General features: G+C 53.1%; 9 protein-coding genes. 7 read left to right on the forward strand and 2 right to left on the reverse strand.

The features are described 5' to 3' along the window. Nucleotides 1-172 precede the first annotated feature (172 nt). The 3 genes from gorA to AB1N33_RS11885 all read left to right on the forward strand — a co-directional run bounded on the left by gorA (nucleotide 173) and on the right by AB1N33_RS11885 (nucleotide 6,724). Nucleotides 173-1,522 (forward strand): glutathione-disulfide reductase, encoded by a 1,350-nt coding sequence (gorA, locus tag AB1N33_RS11875; RefSeq protein WP_411271769.1) that lies wholly within the window; start codon nucleotides 173-175, stop codon nucleotides 1,520-1,522. A 274-nt stretch (nucleotides 1,523-1,796) separates the two neighbouring features. Next, the gene (locus AB1N33_RS11880) at nucleotides 1,797-3,215 is read left to right on the forward strand and encodes a sensor domain-containing diguanylate cyclase (protein ID WP_411271770.1); all 1,419 of its coding nucleotides are present in this window, start codon (nucleotides 1,797-1,799) and stop codon (nucleotides 3,213-3,215) included. Between the two features lie 182 nt (nucleotides 3,216-3,397). After that, nucleotides 3,398-6,724 carry an amidohydrolase family protein gene (locus tag AB1N33_RS11885; protein ID WP_411271771.1) on the forward strand — a complete coding sequence of 1,109 codons (3,327 nt, stop codon included), beginning with the start codon at nucleotides 3,398-3,400 and terminating at the stop codon, nucleotides 6,722-6,724. 57 nt (nucleotides 6,725-6,781) lie between these two features. Here AB1N33_RS11885 and AB1N33_RS11890 read toward each other — a convergent pair whose 3' ends face one another. Together AB1N33_RS11890 and AB1N33_RS11895 are read right to left on the reverse strand one after the other, a co-directional pair. Further along, the gene (locus tag AB1N33_RS11890; RefSeq protein WP_411271772.1) at nucleotides 6,782-7,897 is read right to left on the reverse strand and encodes a hypothetical protein; all 1,116 of its coding nucleotides are present in this window, start codon (nucleotides 7,895-7,897) and stop codon (nucleotides 6,782-6,784) included. A 175-nt stretch (nucleotides 7,898-8,072) separates the two neighbouring features. Further along, a complete protein-coding gene (locus AB1N33_RS11895; RefSeq protein ID WP_443983624.1) occupies nucleotides 8,073-9,617 on the reverse strand; it encodes a hydroxymethylglutaryl-CoA reductase in 1,545 nt (514 codons plus the stop codon). A 401-nt stretch (nucleotides 9,618-10,018) separates the two neighbouring features. On the opposite strand from AB1N33_RS11895, the gene AB1N33_RS11900 reads away from it, so the two are divergent. The 4 genes from AB1N33_RS11900 (at nucleotide 10,019) to AB1N33_RS11915 (ending at nucleotide 13,940) form a co-directional block, all read left to right on the forward strand. Next, nucleotides 10,019-11,272: an HlyD family secretion protein gene (locus AB1N33_RS11900; RefSeq protein ID WP_411271774.1), complete on the forward strand. Its 1,254-nt coding sequence runs from the start codon at nucleotides 10,019-10,021 to the stop codon at nucleotides 11,270-11,272. After that, entirely contained in the window at nucleotides 11,269-13,428 is a 2,160-nt protein-coding gene (locus AB1N33_RS11905) for a peptidase domain-containing ABC transporter (RefSeq protein WP_411271775.1), read from the forward strand. The genes AB1N33_RS11900 and AB1N33_RS11905 overlap by 4 nt, the downstream gene beginning before the upstream one ends. A gap of 16 nt (nucleotides 13,429-13,444) precedes the next feature. Then, the gene (locus AB1N33_RS11910) at nucleotides 13,445-13,684 is read left to right on the forward strand and encodes a helix-turn-helix domain-containing protein (RefSeq protein ID WP_411271776.1); all 240 of its coding nucleotides are present in this window, start codon (nucleotides 13,445-13,447) and stop codon (nucleotides 13,682-13,684) included. Nucleotides 13,685-13,763: 79 nt separating this feature from the next. Continuing rightward, complete coding sequence (locus AB1N33_RS11915; protein ID WP_411271777.1) at nucleotides 13,764-13,940, forward strand: hypothetical protein; 177 nt, start codon at nucleotides 13,764-13,766, stop codon at nucleotides 13,938-13,940. Nucleotides 13,941-13,997 lie beyond the last annotated feature (57 nt).

Here is a 13,997-nt window from a genome sequence, read left to right on the forward strand (position 1 = left end):
CGGCTAAAAACAAGCATTATCCTGATGAATGACGTCGTCTGGTAATCCGGTCTGTGTCACACTCGGTATTCACGTTAGCAGCAACTCTTGTCACAATAGCGTGACATGAAACGTATCAAACACGCTTGCGGTCAGTGTGCACCGTAATCTGAACAAAGCGGAATTAAAGCAAATGAAGGAATTTGACTATATCTGTATTGGCGGCGGCAGTGGCGGTATCGCATCGGCAAACCGCGCCGCCAAATACGGAAAGAAAGTGGCCATTATCGAAGGTAAAGCCATTGGCGGCACCTGTGTGAATGTGGGCTGCGTCCCGAAAAAAGCCATGTGGTACGGCGCCCAGGTGGCAGAAGCCATTCATCGCTACGCGCCGGATTATGGGTTTGATGTGTCGGTTAATGCATTTAACTGGGACACCCTGATTGCCAGCCGGGATGCCTATATTTCGCGTATTCATGCGTCCTATGACCGAGTGCTTGGCAACAATGGCATTACCGTGATTCATGGCTTTGCCCGGTTCGTTGACGATCACACTATCGAGGTTAATGGTGAGCAGTACACCGCCCCCCATATTGCGATTGCAACAGGCGGACGCCCGATGATTCCGTCCACCCCCGGTGCCGAACACGGCATTGATTCTGACGGCTTTTTCGCGCTGGATAAGCAACCTGAGCGCGCCGTGGTTGTCGGTGCAGGATATATTGGCGTTGAGATTGCCGGCGTACTTCACAGCCTCGGCACCGATACTAACCTGGTGGTGCGACGCCACGCCCCACTGCGCCATTTCGACCCGATAATATCTGATACGCTGACGGAACTGATGCAGGACGACGGGCCGACACTGCATGCCCATGCTGAAGTCACCCACGTTGAAAAACTGCCATCAGGCGAGCTAATCGTCACACTGAATAACGGTAACACTATCGCGACCGACTGTCTGATCTGGGCTATTGGCCGTGAACCAATGACCGATAATATCGGGCTTGAAAATACGGGCGTTTCCGTCACGCGCGAAGGGTTTGTGACGGTGGATCAGTATCAGAACACGACCGTCAACGGCGTGTATGCATTAGGTGATATCACCGGTGCAGCAGCGCTTACGCCAGTCGCAATTAAGGCCGGCCGCCTGCTCAGTGAGCGTTTGTTCAATAACCAGCCGCACGCGCACATGGACTATTCGCTGATCCCGACCGTGGTGTTCAGCCACCCTACCATTGGTACAGTGGGGCTGACCGAGCCTGAAGCGGTTGCGCTCCACGGCGAGCACAACATCACCGTGTATACTTCGTCCTTTGCATCGATGTACACCGCCGTCACCCGCCATCGTCAGGCCACTAAAATGAAGCTGGTCTGTCTGGGCGAAGACCAGCGTGTGATTGGCCTGCACGGCATTGGCCATGGCATGGACGAAATTCTCCAGGGCTTTGCGGTTGCCATGAAAATGGGCGCAACCAAGGCCGACTTCGATGCCTGCGTGGCCATTCACCCGACCAGCGCGGAAGAATTCGTTACCATGACATGATCGTGCGGCGATAAGTTTATCCCGCATCGCAGAGAGGGGGACTGTCAGTGTCGTACTTCACGCCGTAAACCCATCCATGGGGGCTCGGCTTCGGCATCCATGCCTCAGACGGATTTACAACACTGACAGTCCCCCTCTCCCACAAAACCAAACGCTATCTTAACGTCACCATGTCGGACTGAGGCCCTTTTTACGAGATTAATCCGCACCTGGCCTTAAAAAATCATTTATATTAGTGCCTGAAGCACCACAGTAAGCAGAATAAAGGTGACAAATGATTAAGGTGTCCATTGCAAAGCATTATCAGAGCCTGCTTATCCTTATCCTGCTCACACTGCTGAGTGTGTTTGCCGTTACCGGCTATATTGCCATTAATAATATTGTCTCAGAGCAAAGCCGCATCCAGCAGCAGGCCATTTCACCGGTGTACTCGCTGGTAAACCGCGAATTATTAAAGCCACTGCACATTGCCGAGACCTTTGCTGAAACCATCACCTTTGATCGCTTGCTGGAAGGCGATGTCGATGAAGCACATATTCTGGAACAGCTGGCCAGAATGGAGCAGCGCCTGGGGCTGACCTTTTTTGTCGCGCTTGAAAACCAGCGCAAGCAGCTGATGTCTAACGGACGCCAGTTCGATTTAATTGAAGGCAAGGTGTACTGGTATTTTCAGGCGCTGAAATCTGACAAACGGATCCTTGCTGACCTTGGCCAGGTGGGTGATGTACACCTGTTTTTTGACGTCAGAATTTATGATGATGACGGCGGGTTTCTGGGTTTCGTCGGCGTCGGAAAACGTATCCGCTCTTTTGTTGACACCTTTGCCACGTATAAAAAGCAGTATGGCTACGACTTTTTGTTTGTAAATGAAAACAATCAGGTCATCCTTACCTCATTGCCCGATCTTATCGTCACCGGCGAATTTATTCCTGAACTGAATGCCCTACCCTGGTTTGATGGGGACGACGTTGATTTGCAAAATCTCGACAGTCAGATTGTGACCGTCAACGGTGAGGATGTCCTGATCTCTGAAATTGATATTCAGCAGTTAAACTGGCGGTTGTTACTGTTATCTCCACTAGAGCAGAGACAGGCTAAACTGACTGAGACATTCGCCGTCAATGCCGGCCTGGTGTCGTCGGTTATCATTATTCTCATCACGGCGCTGTTTATTGCATTTGTTGCCTATAAACGCAATCTGGAGAAACGGGTAGAAATTGATGCACTCACCGGCCTAGCGAACCGCAGTTACCTGCAGCGCCGCTATCAGCGGCGTAAACACTCAGCACAGACTGTCAGCCTGGTGATTGTCGATTTAGACCACTTCAAACAAATTAATGACAAGTTTGGCCATAACGCCGGTGATGCCGTGCTGCGCGAGGTCGCGCACCGGCTTCAGACACTGGTGCGCGCAGGTGATACGGTCTGCCGCTGGGGCGGTGAGGAATTTGTCCTGCTGATGCATGACATCCCCAAACACACCTGCCTGGCACTGGTAGAAAAAATCCGGACCGCGCTGCAGGCTCAACCCGTGCCCGTTGATGGACAGGACATTGCGCTGACCGCCAGCTTCGGCGTAAGCGTGGGTTCGCCGTCAGAGCCAATGTCCAAGCACCTGGCCAATGCCGATGTGGCACTTTACGAGTCGAAAAAAACCGGCCGTAACCGTGTCACCCTGTATCGCGAAGACTAGGGCTATCCGGCTCACATCCAAAAAGCCGTACTACACCGTAAAAAACCAGCGGCTGGTCATGGCCTGACTGGTAAAGTCGCTCCCTGACTGGCATGGTATCTTCTTTGTCTGTCTACGCTGGCAGACATTATGACAGCATCCTGTCGTCATATCACCGATGAAAATAACAACGGGAACACACTATGATAAGAACCCCAAAAACCCTACTGGCAGCCAGCCTGATGCTGGTGCTGGGCGTGGCGGGCAGCCCGCTTAATGCCGAAGAAACAGAAGGTCAGACGTACGATACTGAAAACTGGGATGTGTTAAACCCACCCTTTGAACTTAATGAAGTCACAATCAACACCAATGAAACCACCTGGTCGAGCCTGGATGTGTCGCCGGATGGTAAATACATGGTGTTTGATATGCTTGGCGATTTGTATCGGGTTGATATTGACGGCGGGAAAGCCACCCCTCTGACCCAGGACTTCGCCTGGAATATTCACCCGGCCATTTCTCCTGACGGGTCAAAAATTGCGTTCATTTCAGACCGTGGCGGTTTGTCTAATGTCTGGGTAATGGACAGCAACGGGGAGAACCTGCGCCAGGTTACTAAAGAAAAGGGCAATCTCATTCATTCGCCTAAATGGAGTCCCGATGGTGAATACATTGTGGCGACCAAGGGCATTATGTCCAGCCGCAGTATTCCGGCTGGTGAAATCTGGATGTATCACCACACCGGCGGCAGCGGCCTGCAAATTAAAGCCCGGGTCAATGGCCCAAGCGATCAGCAGAACATTGCCGATCCGGTGTTCTCACACGATGGCAAATACATCTACTACACCCAGAACACGGTGCCTGGTGCGGGCTTTGACTACAACCGGGATCCTCTGGAAGGAATTTTCGCTATCACCCGCTATGACCGTGAAACCGGCGATGAAGACCGCTATATCAGCGGCACGGGCGGCGCTGTCGTCCCGACGCCGTCACCGGATGGTAAATATATTGCCTTTATCCGCCGGGTAAAAAATAAAACCGGCCTGTTCATTAAAGACATTGAGACCGGCATCGAAAAACCATTAACACTGGAGCTTGAGCGCGATATGCAGGAAGGTTTCGGTTCTGAAGGTTACTTCGCCTACTACGACTGGCTGCCTGATTCATCAGCAATCGTCTACTGGACCGGCGGTAAGTTTCACAAAATCAGTCTCGATGACAAGTCGGTATCGACCATTGATGTAAATGTGACAGCGAACGTGAAGTTTGCCGACGCCCTGCGTTTTGATGTGGACGTAGCTCCTGATGAGTTCGACGTGCGTATGATCCGCTGGTCGCAAACCTCACCTGATGGTAAGTCGGTGCTGTTCCAGGCGCTGGGTAAACTGTATGTACGCGACCTGAAAAACGGTAACGTCACACGCCTCACCAGCCAGGACGAGCACGACGAGTATTACCCACGCTACTCCCGCGACGGGAAGCACATTGTGTACACCACCTGGCACGATAAAAAGCTGGGCAGTGTGCGCGTGATCCCTGCGAAGGGCGGGAAGAGTAAAGTGATCAGTAAAGCACCTGGTCATTACATCGAACCTGCGTTTTCAAATGACGGCAGCAAAGTGGTGTACCGCAAGTTTACCGGTGGCTATCTGCTCGATCCGAAATACTCGGTGGAGCCGGGCATTTATGTGGCCGACCTGAACAGCGGCAGCCATACCAAAGTTGCCGATCGTGGCTTTGATGCCCATTTTGCCGGTGCCGATGACCGTGTTTACTTTACCGAGTCAGTCGGCGGAACGCCGTACCCTGAGACCCAGCTTTCCAGCGTTAATCTGCAAGGCAATGATAAGCGCACGCACCTGTACGGTGCTGACAAGGTCAGCGAGTACCGTCTGTCGCCAGACAGAAAATGGGTCGCCTTTGTTTACCAGTTCAAAACGTATGTGGCACCGTTTGTCGACAACGGCAAAAAGTTCACCATCGGTCCGGATATGACGTCGCTGCCGGTTACCCAGTTGTCGGCCCGTGCCGGCGAATATCTGAGCTGGTCTGCGGACAGTGACACCGTGGGCTGGTTCCACGGCCCGGTTTACTATCAGCGCAGCCTGAACGATGCGTTTGCATTTGTCGAAAACGCGCCTGAAACCCTGCCCGAGCCAGAAGCCAAAGGGCTGGATCTGTCGTTTAAAGCAAAAGCGGACAAGCCCAGCGGCTATAAAGCACTGGTTGGCGGCACTGTCGTCACCATGCGCGACGCTGATAACGTTCAGGAAGTCATCAACGACGGCGTGGTTCTGATTAAGGACAACCGGATTGAGGCTGTGGGCACCCGTGACGAGGTCGAAATTCCGTCCGGCGCCATGAAAATTGACACTACCGGCAAGACCATTATTCCTGGTCTGGTCGATGCGCACGCGCACGGTGCACAGGGCCGGAATGAAATTATCCCGCAACAAAACTGGAGTCAGTACTCCAACCTGGCGTTTGGGGTAACCACCATCCATGATCCGTCCAACGATACGACCGAAATTTTTGCCGCCGCTGAACTGCAGCGCAGCGGTGATATCGTTGCGCCGCGGATCTATTCTACTGGTGCCATTCTGTATGGCGCGGAAGCGCTGGGTTACAAAGCGATCGTCAATAACTACGATGATGCGTACTTCCACGTTGAGCGTCTGAAAGAAAGCGGAGCCATTTCGGTGAAGAGCTACAACCAGCCCGGACGAGATCAACGCCAGCAGATCCTGTGGGCAGCGAAAAACCAGCAGATGATGGTGGTGCCGGAAGGCGGTGGTAAGTTCCAGCAAAACGTGACCATGCTGGTTGATGGTCATACCGGTCTGGAGCACAGCATTCCGATTGAGCGTGGTTACAACGACCTGACGCAGCTGTGGAAAGCAACTGACTTTGGTTATACCCCGACGTTTGTTGTGTCGTACGGCGGCATGATGGGTGAGGAATACTGGTATGATCGCACTGAGGTATGGAAAAACGAGCGTCTGCTGCGCTACACCCCGTCTTTCCTGCTGGATTCGCGGGCGATTCGCAGACCAACTGCGCCTGACAACCAGTATAACCACGTTCAAGTTGCCAGTTATGCCAAAACGCTGCGTGACAATGGCGTAAGCGTCCATATCGGCGCCCATGGTCAGCGCGAAGGTCTCGCCTCACACTGGGAACTGTGGCTGATGAACCAGGGTGGATTTACCCCATGGGAAGCGCTGCGAGGCGGTACCATCGACGGGGCGAAGCACCTCGGCATGGGTAAGGACATCGGCAGTATTGAGCCGGGTAAGCTCGCCGATCTTGCGGTCATCGACGGTGACGTGCTTAGCGATATTCGTCGCAGTGAGTACGTGACCTACACGGTCATCAACGGTCGTGTTTACGATGCCGCCACGATGAATGAGGTTGGCAGCAAAACGCAGCGTGCGCCGTTCTTCTTTGAAGAGGACAACGCCACCTTTATGCCAGAAGCGACCGCCAGTGAAATCAGCGCGAAAGCCCATAAATATCACTGGGAACACTAAGCGTTACCGATAAATCAAAGGGGAGAGCTATCTCCCCTTTTTTTATCCGCAAATAACTCAATTAAACCCAGGAGTCACTGCTTCTATCTCCGTTTTTATCTTATGCGCGCATGCGCCGCTACGCGACAACACGCAGTCAAAAAAAACAGCGTACGGCTTTATTTTTTTATCCGTGTCGCGTTCTCCGGCAAGCTCAGCGAAGGCAAAATCGACCGGCTCCAACGACTGATAAACATCGCGTACCTGTGGCAGCCGGTTTACTGGCACAGATCCAAGCTGCGCATTAATCCAGACCGCCTGCTGATAGCTGTACGAATCTGAACTGAACCGCTGTTCCTCTTCCAGTTCACTGCCTTCCGGCACAGAATCGTTTTCATCATTGGTGCCCTGGACCATCAACATGGGCGTCTGCGAAAACGCCGGGGCGTCAAATGACTTTCCCGCCATCTGGTAAAAATCACCGACGCCAACCGGGTAGGTGAGTAATTCGCCATTAAGATGTGAAACAGGCAGTATCGGCAACCCGCCAAGTCCACCCGCTACAACACCCTCTACCCGCCCGGGATGCAGTGCAGTCAATCGGGTGACGAAGTCAGCGGCGGCAGAGAAGCCATATAGCAGTAAGCTGTCGGAAACACTGATACCGGCGTCAGCAAGCTGACGTCTGAGATCAGCCTGCATCGCCAACAGTTGCCTGTCGACCCGATATAGCTCGGTTTTTTGTGTGGTAATAACTGCACGTGTTAATGCATGAACATAAAGATTGTCGTTGTGCTCTGAGGCCGGGCGCGGAAACGATGGCGTCAGCGCCACCACTCCCAGCTTACTCCCCATCGCATTGTGAAGCTCTTCATTGAGGATGCTGGCAAAGTAATCGCGCTGTGGTGCCGGGATGCCAACCTGCCCATCGTTGTTGGGGCTGCACAAAACGGGATAGCCTGCGTTAAGCGTGCGCGGCACGGTAAAAAAGTATGGGAAATGAAACCCGGCTGACGGATTAGCGGGTACGCGATAAACCTGACCTGGCGTTAACGTACCGGATACGGCCTGCACTGTCGGCGCAGGTCCCCATGGGGTATCCAGCGCTTCACTGGCGGTCGCGCTGACGACACCCGACACGAATGTCACCGCCAGTAACAAGGCGGCTTTTGCCACCCCACGGCTTGCTTTCATAACGAACGTCCGTTTAATAAAAAGAACACCGGGCCTGCCACCAGCGCGACTGACCCGTATCTCATCCCGCTTAGCGACGCATAAAAAAAAGAGTATTACCTTCTGCTCCCATCGCACCAACCTGCCAGCACGATGATAAGGCTCAGACGGTAATACTCCCGTTGTATGGTGCGTTTTAGCGGTTGCGACCGTACTCTTCGTGCGATGAAACCCAGTCAGACGACGAGATGGCCGAGGCCAGCGAGATTTCGCCCGCCAATACTACTGACGCCACAATTTCTGCAAATTTGTGGACTTTGTCGCGGCCATAACAGCCCAGCAGCTCCAGACACTCTTTCTGTGTTCCAATGCCGGTACCCCCACCGTAGGTGGCTACAATCAGCGAAGGAATGGTAATCGACAGGTACAGATCGCCTTCGTCGGTCAGCTCAGAATAAAGGATTGCAGCCGAGGATTCAGACACGTTCGCCACGTCCTGCCCGGTCGCAATAAACATGGCAGTAATGCCGTTTGGCGAATGCAGACCGGTGTTATTCACACCTGACAGGAACGAACCAACACCGGCCACCCGGCCGTGGTAATCAATCTGTTTAGGATCAACCCGCATGACAGACAGCAGGTGTTCGCGCTTAATCGTGGCTTCCGCAGTAACCCGCTTACCACGTGTGCGCATAATATTGATTTGCGAAGCTTTCTTATCTGTAGCGAAGTTAGACTCTAGATAGAAGTTTTCAATGCCTTCATAGTGGTCCAGGATCCAGCCACAGGCTGCAAACGTCGCGCGGCCAACCATGTTCTGCCCTGCAGCATCACCGGTTTTGTAGTTAAAACGCAGAAACGCAAACTTGTTGGACAGGAAGTTATCAATGTAAGTGAGCTTGCCCACACTGGTCGTCGACTCCGCTTCTTTGCGAATCGAGTCCATGTTTTCATTCACCCACTTCACAAAGTCGCGGGCACCGCGTGCATCTTTGAAAACAAACACCGGTGCACGCTGCATTGCATCATCCTGCACGGTGGCTTTCACGCCGCCGCTCATGTTCAGCAGTTTCATGCCACGGTTGTAGGAAGCCACCAGCGTGCCCTCGGTGGTCGCCAGCGGTACCACGAACTCACCTTTCGCATGCTCACCATCAATTTTGAGCGGGCCAGCAATACCCATCGGTACCTGTGCCACACCAATAAAGTGTTCAATGTTCCCTTTCAGCTCAGACGGATCGATAGAATATTTGCCGACATGGTTCACCTTGCCGCCGCTTTGCTTCTCAAAGTAGCGCTGGCGTTCCTTGATAATGGACTCACCATAATCGTCATGGTCATCACGCGGAATATGGCCGCCCCGTGAGCTCGGTTCAGTGATGTTGTCTTCGACTTCAAATTTCAGTTTACCAAACGGCGATGCCACAAACGAAATACCGATTTTACGCTTTTCATGGCTGGCAGAGGCGTCCAGTTTAAGGTGGAAGGTAATGACCTGTTTGAGGTCAAACTTAACGTCGCCCTTGTCATTCAGCTCATCAACCGACAGCAATTCGCCCGGCCCAACCTGCATGGTAATTTTGTCGCTATCAATTTTCTCACCATCAATCGATACCCATCGCAGCTCTTTGATGGTGGCGTCCTTGAGACGGTTTTTCAGCATGAACGAGACACCCTCTTCGGTTTTTGTGAGGCTGCCGTGTGTATAGAGTTGTTTTAATAAGATGCTGGGTACAAACATGTCCTTCCTTCCACTACAGGTTGTTATTTTTTGATAAGAGTGACGTCAGACCACTCATCATTGAAATTTATAGCATAGCCTTGCGTTATAAAAACAGTATTAATTTTATTCATGTAAACGCAAACATCTGTTTCCGAAAAATAGCAAATATAGGACATGGATTATCAAAATTGAGCCAAACCGTCGCTTTCAGGCAATATTTTTTCTTTTTGTCCCCGCAGTAAAAGTCCTTAAACACACCCCGTTCTAAGCTGTCATTGTCAGTCAAGGCACTGACGACGCAGGGCTGTATCCGGTGCGCCAAAGAAGGAGGTGCCAGGGAGCGGATGCCAAGGACTTCATGCTATCCAGCGGAAGGATTAGCCGGATACAGCGCGTCATTTCATCGTTGAGGAAAAGGAATGCGACAAGGACTATTCAGAAAACAGGCGCTGGATCATCAGCAACAACGGTTACCAGGACAGGTGCTGTTGACACCACGCCTGCACTACCCGCTGCTGACCTGCTGCCTGCTGATCTGGATTGCGGTACTGGGCTATTTTTTATTTACCAGCCAGTACCGTCGCCACACTACCGTCACCGGATGGCTTGAACCTGCGGCTGGCCAGTTACGGCTGCACGCGCAGCGTTACGGTAATCTGAGTGCACTGTGGGTCAGCGAAGGCGATCAGGTGGTCGCGGGCGACCGGCTATTCAGTATTGTCACCCCCGATGCCATTGATACCGGCGACAGTGCCAACCAGGCGCAGCTGGAGGCGCTGCAAAGCCAGACAACACGTATAGTGCAACAACAACAGCATATGCACCAGTTGCATATCATGCAGCGCGAACAACTGACACAACGCATCACGGCGATAGAGGAAGAGCGCACTGCAATCACGCACATTCTGACGCTCACCCGCCAGCGTCTCGACATCCTAAACAGCAAGCATCACGCGGCCTTACAACTGGTCAGTCAGGGGCATCTGCCCCGGCATGAGTTATCCGGCATTTCAGCCGATCTGCTGACGGTGAAGCAGGAACTGGGTCAGTCCGGGCGTGAGGAGGCTCGCCTTCATCATGAGCTGGTGAATATCCGGCAACAACTAAAACAGTTACCCGATGAACAGGCAAAAGAGAGTTTGTTACTTGCCAATCAGCACAGCGAACTCAGGCAGCGCATCGTTCAGCTGAAAAATCAGACCCAGCAGGTTGTGCTGGCAAGCAGTCCGGGCACGATCAGTCACATTGATGTTTTCCCGGGCCAGCAGGTCAGTCCCGGACAGGTTGTCCTGTCCATCACACCAGCATCTTCCGACCTGATTGGACGCCTTATTGTTCCGGCGCACGCCGCCGGATTTATCGAGCACGGGCAGAGCGTGGATCTGCGCTACGATGCTTTCCCCTACCAAAAATTTGGGCAAGCCAGAGGCACCGTCAGCATGATATCTGACAGCATTGTGCTGCCGGGAGACTGGCCGGACGCGCCGGTATCGGTGACTGAGCCAGGTTACCTGGTACGGGTATCGCTGGAAGACATGCATATCTCGGCCTACGGTAAACCGGTCGCCCTGAAGTCGGGCATGACGTTTTCCGCTGATGTTAATTTAAGTGAGCGCTCCCTGATTGAATGGCTGCTTGAACCATTGTTAAGTATCACAGGACGGTTCCAATGACGCCGGCAGGTACACTCTCCCACAATCCCACACGCTGGCTACCGGGTCTGTCTGCGCGGGTTCCCATTATATTGCAGGCGGAGGCAGCCGAGTGTGGGCTGGCCTGCCTGGCCATGGTCGCTGCATTTTACGGAAACCATACCGGACTTAACGACTTGCGCGAGCGATACCCTGTATCGATGCGTGGGGCCGGGCTGCAAACGCTGATTAATATTGCTGGCGGTCTGCATCTTCAGTGCCGTGCATTAAAGCTGTCGCTGGCAGATCTGGACAGACTGACACGTCCTGCGATCCTGCACTGGGACATGCAGCACTATGTGGTACTGGTGGATGTGCGCGGTGACCGGGTAACGATTCATGATCCGGCACTGGGCCGTCGCCGCCTGTCACGAGAAGACGCATCACGACATTTCACCGGCATTGCACTTGAGCTGTCGCCAGGCCGGAATTTTGAAATCATCAGCCCACCTCCCGGCCTGACACTGTTTCACTTCTGGCAGCGCATCAGCGGCCTTAAACGCAGCCTGATCATCCTGTTTATCCTGTCGGGGTTGCTGCAACTGGCGGCCATCGCTTCACCCTATTATTTACAGACCGTCATTGACGACGTACTGCTGCGCCAGAATCACGACTTACTGCTGACACTGGCACTCGGCTTTGTGCTGTTACTGTTGTTCGAGACCGGCATTTCTGTGCTGCGTAAATTATTGATTTTGTCGATGTCAACGCGGCTTCAGTTGCAGATGTCTGCGAACGTCTTTCGCCATCTTATCCACCTGCCGCTCGCATACTTTGCCAAACGCCATACCGGCGACCTGGTCTCACGGTTCAGTTCACTGGCCTATATCCGCGAGTTTATTACGGTTGGGTTTGTCACCGTTATGCTGGACGGTCTTATGGCGCTGCTGACACTGATTGTAATGGCGCTGTATTCGCCAATGCTGACCCTGACGGTAATGGTCACCGTGCTACTTTACATTGTCGCCCGACTGGCACTGCTTCCGTTGGTCAGACGCCACACCAACGAGCGTATCGCCAGCGCGGCCAGCGAGCAAAGCCACTTTATTGAGTCTGTACGTGCTATCCAGCCTCTGCGCCGTTATCAGCAGGAAAATCATCGTCAGCATCAGTGGCAGAACCTGCTAGTGGAGACACTCAATAACGACGTAAAACTGGGGCGGCTGGATATCAGCGCAGCAACCCTGAATCAGTGTCTGTTTGGTCTTGAGAATATTCTGGTGGTGTATCTGGCGGCACTGCTGGTCATGGATAACACCTTCACCGTTGGCATGCTTTACGCGTTCATCGCCTATAAAAGTCGCTTTACCAGCGCGCTTGACAGTGTGGTGAATAAACTGATCGAGTACCGCATGCTGCATGTCCACCTCGACAGGTTATCAGACATTGTGCTGACTCCGGTCACCCTGCCTGAAACCACACTGCCAACAGACGCATGCACGCCCTCACGTCAGTCGGCACTGCGTGTTAACAACCTCACGTTTCGTTATGGCAGCACCGAGGCAGACGTTTTCAGTCAGATTCAGCTTGATGTCCCACCACGGTCAACGGTGGCCATCGTAGGCGCCAGTGGCAGTGGTAAATCCACGCTGCTCAAGTGTCTGATGGGACTTTACGCACCGACCCAGGGACAGGTCACATTCGGCAACCTTAAAGTATCGCCAACCTGGGCTCACGCGCGGTTGTTTGCCTCGGTCATGCAGGACGATGTCTGTCTCAACGGCTCCATCATTCAGAATATTACCTGCTTTGATGAACAGCCCGACATCAATAAGGTCGTGGCCTCTGCCCGACTGGCCTGTCTGCATGACGACATTATGGCGATGCCTATGCAATATCAGACGCTGGTGGGTGACATGGGCAGTGCGCTGTCGGGCGGACAGCGCCAGCGCCTGTTACTTGCCCGGGCTCTTTACCGCGAACCTGCTGTGCTGTTTCTTGATGAAGCCAGCAGTCAGTTGGACACCACCAACGAGCAGCGCATAAACCAGAACCTGAAACAACTGGACCTGACACGAATTATTGTGGCGCACCGGCCACAGACCATTGCGATGGCGGACGTTGTATATGAACTATGCAACGGTTCGCTGGTGTTACGCACACCTTCTGCCGTACCCGGTATAGCAGAAACTTTATAACCCTAAGGAGATGATTATGGACAACTCAACCTCAAACGCCCTGCCGCTGTCGTCGTTATCAAAACGCGAACTGCAGGTGGCACATAAAATTATGGAAGGCCTGCCAAACAAGCGCATTGCTTCACACCTGTTCATCAGCGAACGCACCGTGAAATTTCATTGCGCCAATATTTACCGGAAACTGGCCATCCCTAACCGCGCAGCACTTATGGCTGCTTATTTTCGTTCGCTGTATCAGCCGCAGTCTGCGGCTTAACCACAGCGCAACATAACGCTTCAGCCATACCGGCTGTAAAACCAGGCAATGACGCCTGAACCAGGACAAGGAGAAACACATGTCTGCTACAACAACCACAATGCCCCTGAACGACGAGGAAATCAGCAACATCACTGGTGCCGCTGGTCACATTCCTTTCCCTTACCCCAAGGATCTCTCACCCGTTGAGCCTCCGGTCTATGTTACCCAGGCGATTGGCGAGGACGGGGGTGAGATCCCCTATGACATTTACTGAGCCGCTTGTGGACCGGCGGTCACGCCGGTCCGCCTTTTTACATTCGCAGGAGCCACC

This window comes from Alteromonas nitratireducens (assembly GCF_040812025.1).
GTDB lineage: Bacteria > Pseudomonadota > Gammaproteobacteria > Enterobacterales > Alteromonadaceae > Alteromonas > Alteromonas nitratireducens.